Origin of the sequence: Streptomyces sp. IBSNAI002, from assembly GCF_052244475.1 — a bacterium.
GTDB lineage: Bacteria > Actinomycetota > Actinomycetes > Streptomycetales > Streptomycetaceae > Streptomyces.
In genome coordinates this window covers 6,637,917-6,656,793 of record NZ_JBQPXG010000002.1, presented here as the reverse complement: position 1 = coordinate 6,656,793, position 18,877 = coordinate 6,637,917, and the positions used below count along the sequence as shown (strand labels likewise).

Genomic DNA, 18,877 nt, shown 5'->3' with positions numbered 1-18,877 from the left:
CACCCCCACAAACCCCACCCACCGCATCCCCACCGCACCATCCCAGCCCCGCCGCACCATCCCAGCCCGCCGGCGTTTGAGTCGCGGGGCCCGGGGCAGAGCCCCCGCAACGACGCCGCACCCAGCCGCCCCCGCCCATGCCCTCCCAGCCCCGCCGGCGTTTGAGGCGCGGGGCCCGGGGCAGAGCCCCGGCAACGGCGCCAAGCCGGACCACCCCACCCCACCCCCGGGCCCCGCCCCGGCCTCGCACCTGCGAGAACCCCACCACCCCGCCTCCCGCCAACGGCACGCGCCCCCTAGGATGATCCCGGCGGAGCCACACGGCTCCGCCATCGCCGAGGACGGCGACATGGGAGGAAGCCCGGTGCGAATCCGGCGCGGTCCCGCCACTGTGAACCCCGCGGAGCGACCCCCGCGACCGGGGTGAGTCAGGAACTCCCGCTGTCCTCACTGCCCGGGGCGCGGAAACCCCGAGGAAGGCCTGCCGCCGCATGATCCTGCTGCTGTCGACGTCCGACACCGATCTGCTCAGCGCCCGCGCCGCGACATCGGCGGACGGCCCCGTCCCGTACCGGTTCGCGAACCCCTCCCGCCTTCCCCTCGACGACCTCCCCGGACTCCTCGACGGCGTCGACCTGGTCGTCGTACGCCTCCTCGGCGGCCTCCGCGCCTGGCAGGAGGGCCTCGACCTCCTCCTGGCCCCCGGCCAGACCCGCCCGGTCGTGGTCCTGACCGGCGAACAGGCCCCGGACGCCCAGCTGATGGAGGCCTCCACGGTGCCGATCGGCATCGCGGCCGAGGCCCACGGCTACCTCGCGCACGGCGGCCCCGCCAACCTCGACCAGCTGGCCCGCTTCCTCTCCGACACCGTCCTCCTCACCGGCCACGGCTTCGAGCCGCCCGCCGCCTCCCCCACCTGGGGCCCCCTGGAGCGCACGGCCCGGCAGCCCGAAGCCCCGCAGGCGGCCGCCCCCAAGGTCGCCGTCCTCTACTACCGCGCCCACCAGATGAGCGGCAACACCGCCTTCGTGCACGCCCTGTGCGACGCCATCGAGGCCCACGGCGCCCAGCCGCTCCCCCTGTACGTCTCCTCCCTGCGCACCCCGGAGCCGGAGCTCCTCGCCGCTCTGACCGGCGTCGACGCGGTCATCACCACCGTCCTCGCCGCCGGCGGCACCCGCCCCGCCACCGCCTCCGCCGGCGGTGACGACGAGTCCTGGGACGCCGGCGCCCTCGCCTCCCTCGGCGTGCCGATCCTCCAGGCCCTGTGCCTGACCGGATCCCGTACCGCCTGGGAGGACAACGACGAGGGGCTGTCCCCCCTCGACGCCGCCACCCAGGTCGCCGTGCCCGAGTTCGACGGCCGCCTGATCACCGTCCCGTTCTCCTTCAAGGAGCTCGACGAGGACGGCCTGCCCGCCTACGTGGCCGACCCCGAGCGCGCCGCCCGGGTCGCGGGGATCGCCGTACGCCACGCGCGCCTGCGCCACATCGACCGCCGCGACAAGAAGATCGCCCTGGTCCTCTCCGCGTACCCCACCAAGCACTCCCGCATCGGCAACGCGGTCGGCCTGGACACCCCGGCCAGCGCCGTCGAGCTGCTGCGCACCCTCATCGCCGAGGGCTACGACTTCGGTCCCGTACCCGAGATCCCGGGTCTGGTCTCGGGTGACGGCGACGAGCTGATCCGCGCCCTGATCGAGGCCGGCGGCCACGACCAGGACTGGCTCACCGAGGAGCAGCTGGCCCGCAACCCGGTCCGCATCCCGGCCGCCGACTACAGGCGCTGGTTCGCCGGCCTGCCCGCCGACCTCCGCGCCAGCGTCGAGGAGCACTGGGGCGAGGCCCCCGGCAACATGTTCGTCGACCGGTCCTCGAACCCCGAGGGCGACATCGTCCTGGCCGCCCTGCGCCGCGGGAACCTCCTCATCCTCATCCAGCCGCCGCGCGGCTTCGGCGAGAACCCGATCGCGATCTACCACGACCCGGACCTGCCGCCCTCGCACCACTACCTGGCCGCGTACCGCTGGATCCAGGCGCGCACCGAGGACGGCGGCTTCGGCGCCGACGCGATGATCCACCTGGGCAAGCACGGCAACCTCGAGTGGCTCCCCGGCAAGAACGCCGGTCTGTCCGCCTCCTGCGCGCCCGACGCGGCCCTCGGCGACCTGCCGCTCATCTACCCGTTCCTGGTCAACGACCCGGGCGAGGGCACCCAGGCCAAGCGCCGCGTGCACGCCACCCTGATCGACCACCTCGTGCCGCCGATGGCGCGCGCGGAGTCGTACGGCGACATCGCCCGCCTGGAACAGCACCTCGACGAGTACGCCCAGATCTCCGCGATGGACCCGGCGAAGCTCCCGGCCATCCGTGCACAGATCTGGACCCTGATCCAGGCGGCGAAGCTCGACCACGACCTCGGTCTGGCCGAACGCCCCGACGACGACGGCTTCGACGACTTCCTGCTGCACGTCGACGGCTGGCTGTGTGAGGTCAAGGACGCGCAGATCCGCGACGGCCTGCACGTCCTGGGCGGCGCCCCGGCCGGCGAGTCCCGCGTCAACCTGGTCCTCGCCATCCTCCGTGCCCGTCAGATCTGGGGCGGTACGACGGCCCTCCCGGGCCTGCGCGAGGCGCTCGGCCTCGACGAGTCGGCGGCCACCCGTACCTCGGCGGACGCCGTCGAGGAGCAGGCCCGCGCCCTGGTCCAGGCGATGGAGGACGCGAACTGGTCCCCCGACGCGGTGGCCGGGGTCGCACGTGACCACTCGGCGGACGTCGCGGCGGTGCTGTCCTTCGCGGCCCGCGAGGTCGTGCCCCGGCTGGCCGGCACCACGGACGAGATCGCCCACGTCGTCGCGGCCCTGGACGGCTCGTTCATCCCGGCGGGCCCTTCCGGCTCCCCGCTGCGCGGCCTGGTCAACGTCCTCCCGACGGGCCGCAACTTCTACTCGGTGGACCCCAAGGCCGTCCCCTCCCGCCTGGCGTGGGAGACGGGCCAGGCCCTCGCGGAGTCCCTCCTCAACCGCTACCGCACGGACAACGGCGAGTGGCCGGCGTCCGTCGGCCTGTCGCTGTGGGGCACGAGCGCGATGCGCACGGCGGGCGACGACGTGGCGGAGGCGCTGTCGCTGCTCGGCGTCCGCCCGGTCTGGGACGAGGCCTCGCGCCGCGTGACCGGCCTGGAGGCCATCCCCCTCGCCGAACTGGGCCGCCCCCGCATCGACGTCACCCTGCGCATCTCGGGCTTCTTCCGTGACGCGTTCCCGCACGTCATCGGCCTCCTGGACGACGCGGTCCGGCTGGCGGCGTCCCTGGACGAACCGCCCGCCGACAACTTCATCCGTGCGCACGCCCAGGCGGACCTCGCCGTCCACGGCGACGAACGCCGGGCCACCACCCGTATCTTCGGCTCCCGCCCGGGCACCTACGGAGCGGGCATCCTCCAGCTGATCGACTCCCGCGACTGGCGTACGGACGCCGACCTCGCGGAGGTCTACACGGTCTGGGGCGGCTACGCGTACGGCCGCGGCCTGGAGGGCCGCCCGGCCCGCGACGAGATGGAGACGGCCTACAAGCGCATCACGGTGGCCGCGAAGAACACGGACACCCGTGAGCACGACATCGCGGATTCGGACGACTACTTCCAGTACCACGGCGGCATGGTGGCCACCGTCCGCGCCCTGCGCGGCACGGCCCCGGAGGCGTACATCGGCGACTCCACCCGCCCGGAGACCGTCAAGACCCGCACCCTGGTCGAGGAGACCAGCCGCGTCTTCCGCGCCCGCGTCGTGAACCCGAAGTGGATCGAGGCGATGCGCCGCCACGGCTACAAGGGCGCCTTCGAACTCGCGGCGACCGTCGACTACCTCTTCGGCTACGACGCCACGACGGGCGTGGTCGCGGACTGGATGTACGACAAGCTCACGGAGACGTACGTCCTGGACCCGGAGAACCGCGCCTTCCTCGAAGAGGCCAACCCCTGGGCCCTGCACGGCATCGCGGAACGCCTCCTGGAGGCCGAGTCCCGCGGCATGTGGGAGAAGCCGGACCCGCAGATCCTCGAATCCCTCCGCCAGGTCTACCTGGACACGGAGGGCAACCTGGAGGGCGAAGCGGAGTAGCCCCTCCAGACTGTCTGGATGTGCCACTACTGCGGCTGCCGCCAGATCCCGCTGATCAAGGAATTCATCGCGGAACACGAGACGGTGACGAACGCGGCGGGCGATGCCCTCCGCGCCCTGGACACCGGTGACGTCCCGCGCGCCCAGGCCCTGCTCTCGACGATGACGGCCGTCCTCCTCGCCCACTGGAAGGGCGAGGAGGACGGCCTTTTCGCGGTCATGTCCACGGACCCCGAATACGCCCCCTACATCGAGGCCCTGATCGCGGAACACCGCGGACTGGCGGCGTTCCTCTCCCGCGCGGACCTCACCACCCCGGCGGACGTACACACCTTCCGCCAGGCCATGGACGACCTCCACCACCACATCGCAAAGGAAGAGGACGGCCTCTTCCCGGCTTCCCTCACCGCCCTCACGGGCGACGACTGGAACCACTCCATCAAGGCCTGGCAGTCAGCCCACCCCCAGTCCGAACTCCACCCGGCGGGCTGACGCGCCGGTTTCGCGATGCCCGTGTCCTGGTCGGCTCGTCGAACGGGGCCGGGCAGCCCGGTCGGGACGTCCTTATCCCGCGCCAGGGCGCCGCACCGCGGAACGACCCGTCCGTCACCTGAAGCAGTGAACTACCCCTTATCCCGGGGCCACCAGGGGTAGGGCACTGCTGATCTCGTGCGGGGGCCGGGTTCACCTGCCCCCGCACCCATGGACGAAAGGCCGACCCTGCCGTGACGCAGCCGTTCCAACTGCCGGATTTCTATGTGCCTTATCCGGCGCGACTGAACCCCCACCTGGAGGACGCGCGGGTCCACACCAAGCAATGGGCGCGCGCACTCGGGATGCTGGAGGGTTCCGGCGTCTGGGAGGAACACGATCTCGACTCGCACGACTACGCGCTGCTGTGCGCGTACACGCACCCCGACTGCGACGGCGCAGCGCTGTCGCTGGTCACCGACTGGTACGTCTGGGTGTTCTTCTTCGACGACCACTTCCTGGAGATGTACAAGCGCTCGCAGGACCGCGACGGCGCCAAGGACTACCTCGACAAGCTCGCCGCCTTCATGCCGATGGATCTGGCCGACGGCTTCCCCGAGCCCACCAATCCGGTGGAGGCGGGCCTCGCCGATCTCTGGCGGCGAACCGTTCCCGCGATGTCCCAGGACTGGAGGGAACGGTTCTCCGAGTCGACGCGGAACCTCCTCAACGAGTCCATGTGGGAACTGGCCAACATCAACATCGGGCGCGTCGCCAACCCGCTCGAGTACATCGAGATGCGCCGCAAGGTGGGCGGCGCGCCCTGGTCCGCCGGCCTGATCGAGTACGTCTCCGCCGAGGTCCCCGCCCGCGTGGCGCACTCGCGGCCGCTCGGGGTGCTGCGCGACGCCTTCTCCGACGCCGTGCACATCAGGAACGACATCTTCTCCTACGAACGGGAGGTCGCCGACGAAGGAGAACTCTCCAACGCCGTGCTGGTGTTGGAGACCTTCCTCGGCTGCACCACCCAGGAGGCCGCGGAGGCCTCCAACGACCTGCTCACCTCACGCCTCCACCAGTTCGAGCAGACGGCGCTCGTCGAGCTCCCCCAGCTCTTCGCCGACCACGCCATGGACCCGGCCGAGATCGCCGCCGTACTCGCCTACGCCAAGGGCCTGCAGGACTGGCAGTCGGGCGGCCACGAGTGGCACATGGTCTCCAGCCGCTACATGAACAAGGAGGCCCGGGCCACCGCACCGCTCACGCTGCCCTTCCTCCCCTCCGGGCTCGGCACCACCGCGCTCGACCTGCGGTCCGTCTTCACCCGGCGCTCGACGGACTTGCGCCGGCGCTCCTTCACCCACGTCCCGTTCGAGAAGACCGGCCCCTCCGTCATCCCCGACATCTACATGCCGCACCGGCTGAGCCTCAGCCCGCACCTGGCGCACGCCCGCGAGGAGTCGGTGGCGTGGTCCCGGCGGATGGGCCTGCTCGACCCGCAGGCGGGCGACCCGGGTTCGGCGATCTGGACCGAGGCCAAGCTGCGGGGCTTCGACTTCGCGCTCTGCTCGGCCGGACTCGACCCGGACGCCACCGCGGAGGAGCTGGCCCTCAACGCCTGCTGGCTGACCTGGGGCACGTACGGGGACGACTACTACCCGGTGGTCTTCTCGCAGGCCAAGAACCTGCCGGCCGCGAAGGCGACCACGGCGCGGCTGATCGCGATGATCCCCGTGGACCACGCCGACCTGCCGGAGCCGGTGACCGCGATGGAGCGCGCGCTGGCCGACCTCTGGGTGCGCACCTGCGCGGGCATGTCCACGGAGCAGCGCACCGAGTTCCGGGCCACGCTGGTGGACATGCTGGAGAGCTGGCTGTGGGAGGTGGACAACCAGATCCAGAACCGCATCCCGGACCCGGTGGACTACGCCGAGATGCGCCGCCGCACCTTCGGCAGCTACCTCACGATGTACCTGTGCCGACTGGGGCACCAGGGGCGGGGCATCCCGGAGGAGATCTACGCCTCGGGGACGATCCGGTCGCTGGAGAACGCCGTCGCGGACGCCGCCTGCCTGATCAACGACGTCTACTCCTACCAGAAGGAGGTGGAGGTCGAGGGCGAGGTCCACAACTACATCCTCGTCACACGGAACTTCTTCGGCATCGGGTACGCGGAGGCCCTGCACATCTGCCATGCGCTGATGACCCGGCGCACGGAGGAGTTCGAGCACATCGTCGCGAACCAGTTGCCGCTGCTCTACGACGACTGGAAGCTCGGCGAGGAGGCGCGCAGGGCCCTGGACGCGTACGTCGGCGAGCTGCGGGACTGGCACGCGGGCGTCCTCAACTGGCATCAGAACATTGCCCGTTACCGTCCCGAGGACCTGCACGGGATGCCCGGCCCGCTGTCCACCGGCGTCCTGGGCTCCGGCTTCGGGATGGCCGCGGCCCGGATCTCCCTGCCCGCCTGACACCGAAGGCCGCCCGGCCCGGGAGGTCCCTGATCCCGGAGGTCCCTGATCCCGGAGGCCCGGAGGCGGGGACGGTCCGCTCGCCCGCCCCCGCCTCCGCACCGCCCATGCTCCGCCCCGCCTCAGAACTCGTCGCTCGTGTGCGGCAGCAGGTCCGTCCGCAGGGCCGCGTCCAGCTCGGCCGCCGCGCCGGGCGTGTGCTCGGCGACCAGCCCCGCCGCGACGAGTTCGACGACCCGGGTCCCGCCCAGGTAGCACGCGGCCAGCTCCCGTACGTCCAGGGCCAGGTCCGGCGCCGCCCGGGCGGGCTCGTACGCCGCCCCGCCCGGCCCCGCCTTCAGCCGGAAGCGCCCGGCGTTCGCGGGCAGCCGTACGTCGGTCAGCTCCAGCACCAGCTCCACCGGCGCGGCCCAGGACCGCGCGGTCAGCGCCGCCCGTACGTCGACCAGGCGCAGCCAGAGCGCCGGGAACTGGGCGGTCACCCGCACCTGGTCCCGGTCGGCGGCGAAGTGCAGCAGCGGGTCGTCGGCCGGGCGGCCCCACGCGGTGACCCGGCCGGTCAGGTCGAGGGCGGCGAGGCACTCCCACAGGGCGGCGGCGACCGCCGGGGTGTCGGCCTCCAGCTCCTCCACGCGGACCAGGCCCGGTGTGCGGACGGACCCGCCGTCGTCCTCCGGCTTGGTGCGGTAGAGCACGTATCCGGCGACCGGCTCCCCCGGCTCGCCCAGGACGATGATCCGGGGCGGGCTCAACTCCTCGTCGTCCTCGGCCTGTTCGGACAGCCACTCCTGGCTCCAGCGTTCGGGGCTGCGGCTCGGCCGGCCGGCCCGTCCGGCGCGGGCGGCCTCGTGGAAGGCGCCGATGACCGCGAGCGCCTGCTCCGGGGCGACGAGGCGCAGCGGGCGCCGGTCCGGGGCGATGCGCAGGGGCAGCGGCCGGGTGGAGTCGATCTCGATGGTGACGCCGGTGGTGGCTCCGCCGTAGCCGAAGCGGCCGTAGATGGCGGCCTCGGACGCCCACAGGGCGGCGAGGGGGCTGCCGGCGGCCGAGGCGCGGCGCAGCTGCTCGGCCATCAGCGCGGTGAGCACGCCGCGGCGGCGGTGGGTGGGTGCGACCGAGACGAAGGTGAGGCCGGGGCAGGCCAGGTCCGCTCCGGGGACCGACAGCCGGAAGTCGTGCGCGGCCATGAAGCCGACGAGCGTGTCACCGTCGTAGGCGCCGATCCGGCCGCAGCGCACCAGCAGTGCGTGATGCCGTTCGCGGCCCTCTTTCTCGGGCCGGTCGTTGAATACCAGGTACGCGAGCTCCAGAGCACGGTCGATGTCGGCCTCGGGTACCTCGCGGATGTCCACCATGATCACGAGACTAATCGGTCATCGGTGGACTGGTCACCTCATAGCGGCTGGATCTCCGCCATAGTGGCCGGATCTGCATGTTCGGCCCCGTTCCGCGCTCCGTCGGCGGGGGCGTGGGCGGGCGCCCGCGCCCCCGCCGGCGGAGGCGTCACCCGTTGGCGGGACCCGTCCAGCCCTCCGGGACGTGTCCGATCCTGATGCGCTGCGGGTGGTCGCCGACGGGTACGGACACCCGCTTGGTGCCGGTGGCGAAGTCGATGGCCGTCACCCGGTCCGAGCCGCTCTCGGAGATCACGCAGGCCGAGCCGTCGCCGTCCACCGTGGCCCAGTACGGCTTGTCGGCGCCCACCAGCGGCCCCTCGGCCAGGGTGGCCCGGTCCACGACGGTCGCGTAGTCGTCCATGGTGCCCGCGATGCAGAGCTTGCTCCCGTCCGGGCTCATCGACATGCCGTGATGCCGGGAGTCGTTGACCCAGGTGGTGCGGTCCTTGCTCGTGGCCGGGTTCTCGGGGAGGGCCTTGAGGCGGGTGATCCGGTCGGTGGCCACGTCGTACTCCAGGAACCCGTTGAAGAAGGACACCTGGAAGTAGAGCTTCGACTCGTCGGGGCTGAAGGAGACGGGACGGACGGCGTCGGACAGGTCCCGGCGGCCGAAGGCGTCCAGCCGCTCGCGCATGTCGATCACCTTGACCGTGCGGAAGGTCCGGGTGTCCACCACCGTGATCTTCCGGTCGCCCTTCGTCCAGTCCAGCCAGGGCGCGTCCAGGGCGGTGGTCACCTCCCCGATCGAGCTGTTCCACAGGTAGCGGCCGCCGCCGGTGAAGGTGTTCTCGTGGGGCTTGTCGCCGGTGGTGAAGGAGCCGGTCTGGCGGCCGGTGGCGATGTCGAGGACGTGCACGGCGTTGGCGGTGGAGGCCGAAACCGCGACCCGGGTCCCGTCGGGCGACACGGCCATGTGGTCGGCCCGGTAACCGGCCACCGGGAAGCGCCAGTTGATGCGCCCGGTCCGCAGGTCGACGGAGACGACGTCGGCGAAGCTGGGCCTGGAGGCGACGACGGCCGAGCCGTCGGGGGTGGTGTACAGGTCGTCCACGAACTGGTCGTGGCCCTCGCCGGCGGTGGCCCGGATGCCGAGGAAGAAGGCGAGTCTGACCGGGTTGAGGTAGATCTCCCGGAGCCGCTCCTCCTTGTCGGGAACGATGTCGACGCGGCCGACCTTGGCGAGATCGCCGGTGGAGGCGAGGACGTCGGCGGTCCCCTCCCAGTTGTTCCCGACGAACAGCACCTCGCGCAGGCCGTTGCCGCCGGGCGAGGCCGCCGCGGGCGCACCGGGCACCATGGAGGCCAGAAGGGCGGCTGCGGCGAGCGCGCCCAGCGTGCGGAGGGTACGTGACATCCGTTCAACTCCGTTGCGGGGGAAGGGATGGAGAAGGCTCCTCCTGTTACCGGCGGGTAAAATAGGCGGAACGCCGAAAGGGCGCAACCCTCACGGGTCGCGCCCTTGGTCACGTACGGGGGTCACCTACAGGGGGTCACCTACAGGGGGTCACCTACGGGGTCCGGCTCTTCAGGCGACGGAGCCGATCCGGCCGATCACGCCGTCCGAGACGGCCTGCGGGTCGGGGTGGATCGGGATGTGCGCGCCGGTGAGCGCTGCACCAGTGCCGCCTCGGCGGTTGGCGACGATCTCCGCGGCGATGGACAGCGCGGTCTCCTCCGGGGAGCGGGCGCCGAGGTCCAGGCCTATCGGGGAACGCAGCCGGGCCAGTTCGAGCTCGGTCATGCCGACCTCGCGGAGCCGCTTGTTGCGGTCCTCGTGCGTGCGGCGGGAGCCCATGGCGCCGACGTAGGCGACGGGGAGCCTGAGGGCGAGTTCGAGGAGCGGGACGTCGAACTTGGCGTCGTGGGTGAGCACGCACAGGACGGTGCGGCCGTCGACGTCCGTGGTCTCCAGGTAGCGGTGCGGCCAGTCGACGACGATCTCGTCCGCCTCGGGGAAGCGGGTCTTCGTCGCGAAGACGGGCCGGGCGTCGCAGACGGTGACCCGGTAGCCGAGGAACTTGCCGATGCGCACGAGGGCGGACGCGAAGTCGATGGCACCGAAGACGATCATCCGCGGGGGCGGGACGCTGGACTCGACGAGCACCTTGAGCGGCTCTCCGCAGAGCCGGCCGTCCGCCCCCATCTCCAGCACGCCGGTCCGGCCGGCGTCGAGCATCGCGCGGGCCTCTTCGGCGATGGTGCGGTCCAGCTCGGGGTGGCCCCCGAAGCCGCCCTCCCAGGCGCCTTCGGTACGGACGAACACGGCGCGGCCCATCAGCTCGGCCGGCCCTTCCGCCACTCGGGCGACCGCCGCCGCCTCCCCGCGGGCGGCGGCGGCCAGACCGGCCGCGAACACCGCCCGTGCGGGGGAGCCCACGGAGACCGGGGTGACCAGGATGTCGATGATGCCGCCGCAGGTCAGGCCCACCGCGAAGGCGTCGTCGTCGCTGTAGCCGAAGCGCTCGGCGACGGTTTCGCCGTCCTCGAGCGCCTGGCGGCACAGCTCGTACACCGCGCCCTCCACGCATCCGCCGGAAACCGAGCCGATGGCCGTGCCCTCGCTGTCGACGGCGAGCGCGGCCCCGGGCTGCCGGGGCGCGCTCCCGCCGACGGCCACCACGGTGGCCACGGCGAAGTCACGTCCCTGCTCGACCCACCGGTTCAGTTCTTCGGCGATGTCCAGCATGGGGGCCTCCTCGGAGAGGTTCGGTTCCAGTATCGGATACGTGGAGTGCGCGGTACTTCGTACGGGTACTGCGTACGGATCAGCGGCGGCCCGGTCAGCCGACGCCGAGCCAGCTCTCGATCGGGTGCAGCGCGAAGAAGACCAGGAAGATTCCGGTCAGCGCCCACATGAAGCCGCCGATCTCACGGGCCTTGCCCTGAGCGACCTTGATGGCGACGTAGGAGATGACGCCCGCGGCGACACCGGCGGTGATCGAGTAGGTGAAGGGCATGATCACGACGGTCAGGAAGACCGGGATCGAGGTCGAGCTGTCGGCCCAGTCCACGTGGCGGGCGTTCTGCATCATCATCGCGCCGATGACGACCAGGGCCGCGGAGGCGACCTCACCCGGGACGATCTGGGTGATCGGGGTGAAGAAGAGGCAGGCGGCGAAGAACAGGCCGGTGACGACGGAGGCGAGGCCCGTGCGGGCGCCCTCGCCGACGCCGGTCGCCGACTCGACGAACACGGTCTGGCCGGAGCCGCCCGCGACGCCACCGATGGCCCCACCGGCGCCGTCGATGAACAGGGCCTTGGACAGGCCCGGCATGCGGCCCTTGTCGTCGGCCAGCTTGGCCTCGGTGCCGACGCCGATGATGGTGGCCATCGCGTCGAAGAAGCCCGCGAGCACCAGGGTGAAGACGATCATGCCGACCGTCATGTAGCCGACGTCGCCCCAGCCGCCGAAGGAGACGTCGCCGAAGAGCTCGAAGTTCGGCATCGAGACCGCGGAGCCGTCGAGCTCCGGCGGGCCGTTCTTCCAGGCCTTCGGGTCGATGTCCACGATGGCGTTGAGGATCGCGGCGAGCACGGTGCCGCCGACGATGCCGATCAGGATCGCGCCGGGCACCTTGCGGGCCTGGAGCATGAAGATGGCGATCAGGGTGATCGCGAAGAGCAGGACGGGCCAGCCGGACAGCTCACCGGTCGCGCCGAGCTGGACGGGGGGCATGAACTCCCCGCCGTTGCCGACGAACCCGGCCTTCACGAAGCCGATCAGGGCGACGAACAGTCCGATGCCCATGGTGATGGCGTGCTTGAGCGCGAGCGGGATGGCGTTCATGATCATCTCGCGGAGGCCGGTGACGACCAGGAGACAGATCACGACACCGTAGACCACGCACATGCCCATGGCCTGCGGCCAGGTCATCTGCGGGGCCACCTGCGAGGCGAGCACGCCGGACACGGACAGACCGGCGGCGAGGGCCAGCGGCACCTTGCCGACGAAACCCATGAGCAGCGTGGTCACGGCCGCGGCGAAGGCGGTGGCGGTGATGATCGCCGAGCCGTCCATGACGGTGCCGGCGACGTCCTTGCCCGAGAGGAGCAGGGGGTTGAGAAGGAGGATGTACGCCATGGCCATGAAGGTCGTGATGCCGCCACGAACCTCGTTGCCGACGTTGGATCCTCTGTGCGTTATATGAAAGTACCGGTCGAGCCAAGAACGCCCGGCGGGGTTGAGAGAGCCGTCGCCGGCCTCTTCCGCGGTGGTCTTGGGCTCCACAGACGACTGGGTCATGGTGCCTAACTCCCAAGGTTCAAAGGGGCACCCGCATGGAGATTGGAGACGCGGGATTTGGGAAACTGCGTTGGCTGCACGACCCGGGGTGACGGCCCGAGGCGACGCGAAGGTGCACTGCGTGTACTGCGGGTAGTGCGGGGGTGACCGCTGGTACTACGTGGGGGTTGTCGCAGGGGTACTGCCGGGTGAAGCGGACCGCGAGCGGTGCGGTACTTCGGGTACTCCGGGCGGCGCGATGTGAAGTGTGACGTTCCCATGTCGCACCGCCCGGAGAGTCTGAGGGGGTCCGGGGGCCTCGCGGCCCCCGGACCACACCGTCCTAGAGGGTCCCGGTGAGGGCTTCCGGACGGATCGGGGTCTTGTTGAGCTCCAGACCGGTCGCCTGCCGGATCGCCGCGAGGACGGCCGGGGTGGACGACAGGGTCGGGGCCTCGCCCATACCGCGCAGGCCGTACGGCGCGTTCGGGTCGGCGAGCTCCAGGACGTCGACCGGGATGGTCGGGGTGTCCAGGATGGTCGGGATCAGGTAATCCGTGAAGGAGGGGTTGCGCACCTTCGCGGTCTTCGGGTCCACGATGATCTCTTCCATGATCGCGACGCCGAGGCCCTGGGTGGTCCCACCCTGGATCTGGCCGACCACGGAGAGCATGTTCAGGGCCTTGCCGACGTCCTGCGCGGTCGCCAGCTCCACGACCTTGACCAGGCCGAGCTCGGTGTCCACCTCGACGACCGCGCGGTGCGCGGCGAAGGTGTACTGGACGTGGCCGTCGCCCTGGCCGGTCTTCAGGTCGAAGGCGACGGTCGGCCGGTGCCGGAACTCCAGCTCCAGGTCGATCGCGTCCTCGCCCTCGAGGATGTCCGCCAGGTCCGCGAGGACCTCGCCGCCGTCGGTGACGACCTTGCCGCTCTCGAGGAGCAGCTCGGCGGTCGCCCACGCGGGGTGGTAGGAGCCGTTCTTGCGGCGGCCGATCTCCAGGACCTTCTCGCGGACGGCCTCACAGGTGTTCTTCACCGCGCCACCGGTCATGTACGTCTGCCGCGAGGCGGACGTGGAACCGGCGGAGCCGACCTGGGTGTCGGCCGGGTGGATGGTCACCTGCGTGACGCCCAGCTCGGTGCGGGCGATCTGCGCGTGGACGGTGATGCCGCCCTGGCCGACCTCCGCCATGGCCGTGTGGACCATCGCGACGGGCTCGCCGTTGATGACCTCGAGGCGCACGCGGGCGGTCGAGTAGTCGTCGAAGCCCTCGGAGAAGCCGACGTTCTTGATGCCGACCGCGTAGCCGACACCGCGGACGACGCCCTCGCCGTGGGTGGTGTTGGACAGGCCGCCCGGCAGTGCGCGGACGTCCGCGCCCTCGCCGGCGCTCTCCCACTGGCGCTCCGGCGGCAGCGGGCGGGCCTTGACCCGGCGCAGCAGCTCGGCGACCGGGGCCGGGGAGTCCACGACCTGGCCGGTGGGCATGATCGTGCCCATCTCCATGGCGTTCAGCTGGCGGAACTCGACCGCGTCCATGCCCAGCTTCGCCGCGAGCTTGTCCATCTGGGCCTCGTAGGCGAAGCAGGCCTGGACGGCGCCGAAGCCGCGCATCGCGCCACAGGGCGGGTTGTTCGTGTAGAGCGCGATCGCCTCGATGTCGACGTCCTCGAGGACGTACGGACCCACCGAGAGGGAGGAGGCGTTGCCCACGACCGCCGGGGAGGCCGACGCATACGCGCCGCCGTCCAGGACGATCTTGCACTTCATGTGCGTGAGCTTGCCGTCCTTGGTGGCGCCGTGCTCGTAGTAGAGCTTCGCCGGGTGGCGGTGCACGTGGCCGAAGAAGGACTCGAAGCGGTTGTAGACGATCTTGACCGGCTTGTTCGTGGCCAGGGCCAGGAGGCAGGCGTGGATCTGCATCGAGATGTCCTCGCGGCCACCGAAGGCACCGCCGACGCCCGAGAGCGTCATGCGGACCTTCTCCGGCGGCAGGCCCAGGACCGGTGCGATCTGCTGGAGGTCCGAGTGCAGCCACTGGGTGGCGACGTACAGCTCGACGCCGCCGTCCTCGGAGGGCACGGCAAGGCCGGACTCCGGACCGAGGAAGGCCTGGTCCTGCATGCCGAAGGTGTACTCGCCCTCGACGATGACGTCGGCGCGCTTGCGGGCCTCTTCCACGTTGCCGCGGATGATCGGCTGGCGGTGCACGATGTTCGGGTGCGGGACGTGACCGATGTGGTGGTCGTCGCGGCCCTCGTGGATCAGCGGCGCGTCGGGGGCGAGGGCGGAGGCCTCGTCCGTGACGAGCGGCAGCTCACGGTAGTCGATCTTGATCTTGGCGGCCGCGCGGCGGGCGGTCTCCGGGTGGTCGGCGGCCACGAGGGCGACCGGCTCACCGTGGTGGCGTACCCGGCCGTTGGCGAGAACCGGGGTGTCCTGGATCTCCAGGCCGTAGTTCTTCATCTCGGCCGGCAGGTCGTCGTACGTCAGCACCGAGTACACGCCGGGCATGGCCAGCGCCTCGGAGATGTCGATGGACGCGATCTCGGCGTGGGCGACGGTGCTGCGCAGGGTCTGGCCCCACAGCATGTCCTCGTGCCACATGTCCGAGGAGTACGCGAACTCGCCGGTGACCTTGAGGGTGCCGTCCGGGCGGAGCGTGGACTCGCCGATGCCGCCCTTGTTGTGCTTCTGGCTGACGTTCGTCGGCGCGCCTGCGGGCACCGTGCGCGTGTTCTGAGCCATGGTCAGACCGCCTCTGCCTGACGGGCGGCCGCGAGGCGGACCGCGTCGAGGATCTTCTCGTAGCCCGTGCAGCGGCACAGGTTGCCGGACAGGGCCTCACGGATGTCCTGGTCGGACGGGGAGGAGTTCTCCTCCAGGAGCGCGTCCGCCTGGACCAGGAGGCCCGGGGTGCAGAAACCGCACTGGACGGCGCCGGCGTCGATGAACGCCTGCTGGACGTTGGAGAGCGGGGTGCCCTCGCCGGTCTGCGAGTCGCCCGGCTTGGCCTGCCACTGCTTGGCCGCGTCCAGGGACACGCCCTTGCTGCCGCAGCCGCCGCCGGTGCCGCAGGCACCGCCGTGGCCGTGCTCGTCGCGCTGCTTGGCGAAGTCCGCCAGGCCCTCGACGGTCACGACGTCACGGCCCTCGACCTGACCGGCCGCGACCAGGCAGGAACAGACCGGCACGCCGTCGAGACGGACGGTGCAGGAACCGCACTCGCCCTGCTCACAGGCGTTCTTCGAACCGGGCAGGCCCAGGCGCTCGCGCAGGACGTAGAGAAGGGACTCGCCCTCCCACACGTCGTCGGCTTCCTGCTGACGGCCGTTGACAGTGAAATTGACGCGCATGATTACGCAGCCCCTTCAAGCGAGCGGCCGTTGCCGGTACCGCGGTACTGCTCCCAGGTCCAGACGAGCTGGCGGCGAGCCATGATGCCAACCGCGTGACGGCGGTACTTCGCCGTGCCGCGGACGTCGTCGATCGGGTTGGCCGCGCCGGAGGCGAGGTCACCGAACTGCTTGGCGATCGACGGGGTGATGACCTTGCCCGACTCCCAGAAGCCGCCCTCTTCGAGCGCGGCGTTGAGGAACTCCTCGGCGGCCTTCGCACGGATCGGGGTCGGCGCGGCCGAACCGATGCCGGTGCGGACCGTCCGGGTCTCCGGGTGCAGCGCCAGGCCGAACGCGCAGACCGCGATGACCATCGCGTTGCGGGAGCCGACCTTGGAGTACTGCTGGGGACCGTCCGCCTTCTTCACGTGGACGGTCTTGATGAGCTCGTCGGCGGCGAGCGCGTTGCGCTTGACGCCGGTGTAGAACTCGTCGATCGGGATCAGGCGAGAGCCGCGTACGGACTCCACCTCGACCTCGGCACCGGCCGCGAGGAGCGCGGGGTGCGAGTCACCGGCCGGCGAGGCGCAACCGAGGTTGCCGCCGACGCCGCCGCGGTTGCGGATCTGCGGGGACGCGACCGTGTGCGAGGCGAGCGCGAGACCCGGAAGCTCCGTGCGGAGGTTTTCCATGATCTGCGTGTAGGGGACGGAGGCGCCCAGACGAACCACGTCCTCGCCGACCTCCCACTCCCGCAGCAGACCGATGCGGTTCAGGTCCAGGAGGTACTCCGGCCGACGGTGGTCGAAGTTGATCTCGACCATCACATCGGTGCCACCCGCAATCGGCACAGCTGTGGGGAACTCGGCCTTAGCGGCGAGCGCCTCCTCCCAGCTGGCGGGGCGAAGGAAGTCCATGTGCGGCTCTCTTCTTCTTAATCGGGTCGTTCACTTCAAGCCAGGAGGCCCAAAGGCCCTCGACTGGTCGTTCACGTGCTGTTAACGCGGTGTGGACTCAGTACACCGGCCGCCCGTCCCCCGGGTGCAGTCACCGAAACCATGAAGGAGTTGGCTGACGACCTCCCTCGTCTTGTAGATTCGTATGAAAGGCAGGATGCGACGACCTGCCCGATTTCCAACGGCAACATTCGAGACAGATCGGCGGCGACATCATGCGGCTGCGCGCACTGCTGGAAACCGAGGCGCTGGGGCTGCGGCTGCTGGGCGGCGAGGACGAACTCGACCGGACGGTCCGCGGGGTCATGACGACCGACCTGCGCGATCCCAGCCGATACCTCACCGGGGGCGAGCTCGTCCTCACTGGCCTGGCCTGGCGAAGAAATTCAGCCGACTCCGAGCCGTTCGTACGAATCCTCGCGAGCGCGGGCGTCGCCGGGCTCGCCGCCGGCGAGGCGGAGCTGGGAGACATCCCGGACGATCTGGTATCAGCCTGTCGGCGCAACCGCCTGCCGCTGTTCGCTGTGAACGAAGACGTTGCATTCGCCACGATCACCGAGTACGTGGTTCGCCAGGTATCCGGGGAGCGCGCGGGCGATCTCGCGGCCGTCGTGGACCGCCACCGCCGCCTGATGACCTCGGGTCCGGCGGGCGGTGGACCGGATGTGGTGCTGGATCTGCTCACCACCGACCTCGATCTCCGGGCCTGGGTGCTGTCCCCCACCGGCCGGCAGATCGCCGGGGCGGGCGAGCCGCTGGCGCCGGGCGTGTGCGCGGCACTGGCGAGCGAGCACCTCGCGGCGGTCCGGACGGGCCGCAGGGGCCCGCACCGGATCTCCATTCAGGGTATTGCCTACTCGCTCTTCCCGATCAGGGGACACGGCCGGGGTGCGGCGGGGCCGGGCTCCCGGGACGTGCGCGAGAGCGTGCTGTCGGACTGGCTGCTGGCCGTGGAGGCGGACGCGGGCGACTGGCCCGCCGAGCGCCTGGACCTGCTCCAGGGCGTCACCCAGCTGATCGCCGTCGAGCGGGACCGGCGCGACGCGGCCCGCACCGTGCGGCGCCGCCTCGCACAGGAGGTCCTCGAACTGGTCCAGACGGGTGCTCCGCCCGCCGAGATCGCCGCCCGCCTGCGGGTGGCGGCGCCGGTGCTGCTGCCCGGACTGGGCGCGGCCCCGCACTGGCAGGTGGTCGTGGCCCGGGTGGACTGGGACGGCGGGGACATTCCCGGCGGCCCGGTGGCCCAGTCGCTGCTGGAGGAGATCCTGGTCGACCCGTCGGTCTCGGGGCCGGAGCCCTCGGACCGGATCGCCGTCGCGCACGCCGGGGACGAGGCCATCGCCCTGGTGCCGCTGCCCTCGCTGACCGGGGAGGGCGGGGAGGACAAGGGCCCCGACTCGGCCCTGCACGCCGACGAGCTGCTCTCGGCCGTACGCGACCCCCTGCAGGCGGGTCTGGCCGACGACGGCCGCCTCACGCTGGGCGTCAGCGCGGCCGTGCACTCCGCCGAGGGGCTGCGCGGGGCGCTGGAGGAGGCCCGGCACGCCCGCCGGGTCGCCGCGGCCCGTCCGGGCCGGGTCTGCGCGGCCGGGCACCACGAGCTGGCCTCGCACGTGCTGCTGCTGCCGTTCGTGCCGGACGACGTGCGGCGCGCGTTCACGGCCCGGCTGCTGGACCCGCTGCGGGACTACGACCGGCGCCACCGCGCGGAGCTCATTCCGACGCTGGAGGCCTTCCTGGACTGCGACGGTTCCTGGACCCGCTGCGCGACGCGTCTGCACCTCCACGTCAACACGCTGCGGTACCGGGTCGGGCGGATCGAGCAGTTGACGGCGCGTGACCTGTCGCGGCTGGAGGACAAACTCGATTTCTTCCTCGCACTGCGCATGAGCTGAG

The 18,877-nt window shown here is 71.3% G+C and carries 11 protein-coding genes and 1 riboswitch; of the genes, 4 read left to right on the top strand and 7 right to left on the bottom strand.

Translation table 11 applies throughout. The features are described from left to right. The first annotated feature begins 332 nt into the window (after nucleotides 1-332). A riboswitch (cobalamin riboswitch) is annotated at nucleotides 333-438 on the top strand. Nucleotides 439-491: 53 nt separating this feature from the next. The 3 genes from cobN to ACTVZO_RS31470 all read left to right on the top strand — a co-directional run bounded on the left by cobN (nucleotide 492) and on the right by ACTVZO_RS31470 (nucleotide 7,066). Further along, complete coding sequence (gene cobN / locus ACTVZO_RS31480; protein WP_443301544.1) at nucleotides 492-4,124, top strand: cobaltochelatase subunit CobN; 3,633 nt, start codon at nucleotides 492-494, stop codon at nucleotides 4,122-4,124. 18 nt (nucleotides 4,125-4,142) lie between these two features. After that, on the top strand, nucleotides 4,143-4,616 hold the full coding sequence (locus ACTVZO_RS31475) for a hemerythrin domain-containing protein (RefSeq protein ID WP_443301543.1): 474 nt from the start codon (nucleotides 4,143-4,145) through the stop codon (nucleotides 4,614-4,616). A 233-nt stretch (nucleotides 4,617-4,849) separates the two neighbouring features. After that, nucleotides 4,850-7,066, top strand: a complete 2,217-nt coding sequence (locus tag ACTVZO_RS31470) for a terpene synthase family protein (RefSeq protein WP_443301542.1) — start codon at nucleotides 4,850-4,852, stop codon at nucleotides 7,064-7,066. 122 nt (nucleotides 7,067-7,188) lie between these two features. On the opposite strand, the gene ACTVZO_RS31465 is transcribed toward ACTVZO_RS31470, so the two are convergent. From ACTVZO_RS31465 to ACTVZO_RS31435, 7 genes are all read right to left on the bottom strand, one after another. Beyond that, nucleotides 7,189-8,421 carry a GNAT family N-acetyltransferase gene (locus tag ACTVZO_RS31465; RefSeq protein WP_443301541.1) on the bottom strand — a complete coding sequence of 411 codons (1,233 nt, stop codon included), beginning with the start codon at nucleotides 8,419-8,421 and terminating at the stop codon, nucleotides 7,189-7,191. A gap of 148 nt (nucleotides 8,422-8,569) precedes the next feature. Further along, nucleotides 8,570-9,817, bottom strand: a complete 1,248-nt coding sequence (locus ACTVZO_RS31460) for a YncE family protein (protein ID WP_443301540.1) — start codon at nucleotides 9,815-9,817, stop codon at nucleotides 8,570-8,572. Between the two features lie 171 nt (nucleotides 9,818-9,988). Continuing rightward, entirely contained in the window at nucleotides 9,989-11,149 is a 1,161-nt protein-coding gene (locus ACTVZO_RS31455) for an XdhC family protein (RefSeq protein WP_443301539.1), read from the bottom strand. Between the two features lie 94 nt (nucleotides 11,150-11,243). Then, nucleotides 11,244-12,707, bottom strand: a complete 1,464-nt coding sequence (locus ACTVZO_RS31450) for an NCS2 family permease (protein ID WP_443301538.1) — start codon at nucleotides 12,705-12,707, stop codon at nucleotides 11,244-11,246. Nucleotides 12,708-13,029: 322 nt separating this feature from the next. Then, complete coding sequence (locus ACTVZO_RS31445; protein WP_443301537.1) at nucleotides 13,030-15,435, bottom strand: xanthine dehydrogenase family protein molybdopterin-binding subunit; 2,406 nt, start codon at nucleotides 15,433-15,435, stop codon at nucleotides 13,030-13,032. A gap of 2 nt (nucleotides 15,436-15,437) precedes the next feature. After that, nucleotides 15,438-16,043: a (2Fe-2S)-binding protein gene (locus ACTVZO_RS31440; RefSeq protein ID WP_443301536.1), complete on the bottom strand. Its 606-nt coding sequence runs from the start codon at nucleotides 16,041-16,043 to the stop codon at nucleotides 15,438-15,440. 2 nt (nucleotides 16,044-16,045) lie between these two features. Then, nucleotides 16,046-16,942 carry an FAD binding domain-containing protein gene (locus ACTVZO_RS31435; RefSeq protein WP_326587260.1) on the bottom strand — a complete coding sequence of 299 codons (897 nt, stop codon included), beginning with the start codon at nucleotides 16,940-16,942 and terminating at the stop codon, nucleotides 16,046-16,048. 254 nt (nucleotides 16,943-17,196) lie between these two features. Between ACTVZO_RS31435 and ACTVZO_RS31430 the strand changes: the two genes are divergently transcribed. Further along, on the top strand, nucleotides 17,197-18,876 hold the full coding sequence (locus ACTVZO_RS31430) for a PucR family transcriptional regulator (protein ID WP_443301535.1): 1,680 nt from the start codon (nucleotides 17,197-17,199) through the stop codon (nucleotides 18,874-18,876). Nucleotide 18,877: the final 1 nt, after the last annotated feature.

What these genes read in the sequence shown, in the direction of transcription:
- ACTVZO_RS31460 (WP_443301540.1), bottom strand. Translation starts at nt 9,817, where the DNA reads ATGTCACGTACCCTCCGCACGCTGGGCGCGCTCGCCGCAGCCGCCCTT.
- ACTVZO_RS31430 (WP_443301535.1), top strand. Translation starts at nt 17,197, where the DNA reads ATGCGGCTGCGCGCACTGCTGGAAACCGAGGCGCTGGGGCTGCGGCTG.
- cobN (WP_443301544.1), top strand. Translation starts at nt 492, where the DNA reads ATGATCCTGCTGCTGTCGACGTCCGACACCGATCTGCTCAGCGCCCGC.
- ACTVZO_RS31445 (WP_443301537.1), bottom strand. Translation starts at nt 15,435, where the DNA reads ATGGCTCAGAACACGCGCACGGTGCCCGCAGGCGCGCCGACGAACGTC.
- ACTVZO_RS31450 (WP_443301538.1), bottom strand. Translation starts at nt 12,707, where the DNA reads ATGACCCAGTCGTCTGTGGAGCCCAAGACCACCGCGGAAGAGGCCGGC.
- ACTVZO_RS31455 (WP_443301539.1), bottom strand. Translation starts at nt 11,149, where the DNA reads ATGCTGGACATCGCCGAAGAACTGAACCGGTGGGTCGAGCAGGGACGT.
- ACTVZO_RS31440 (WP_443301536.1), bottom strand. Translation starts at nt 16,043, where the DNA reads ATGCGCGTCAATTTCACTGTCAACGGCCGTCAGCAGGAAGCCGACGAC.
- ACTVZO_RS31465 (WP_443301541.1), bottom strand. Translation starts at nt 8,421, where the DNA reads ATGGTGGACATCCGCGAGGTACCCGAGGCCGACATCGACCGTGCTCTG.
- ACTVZO_RS31475 (WP_443301543.1), top strand. Translation starts at nt 4,143, where the DNA reads ATGTGCCACTACTGCGGCTGCCGCCAGATCCCGCTGATCAAGGAATTC.
- ACTVZO_RS31435 (WP_326587260.1), bottom strand. Translation starts at nt 16,942, where the DNA reads ATGGACTTCCTTCGCCCCGCCAGCTGGGAGGAGGCGCTCGCCGCTAAG.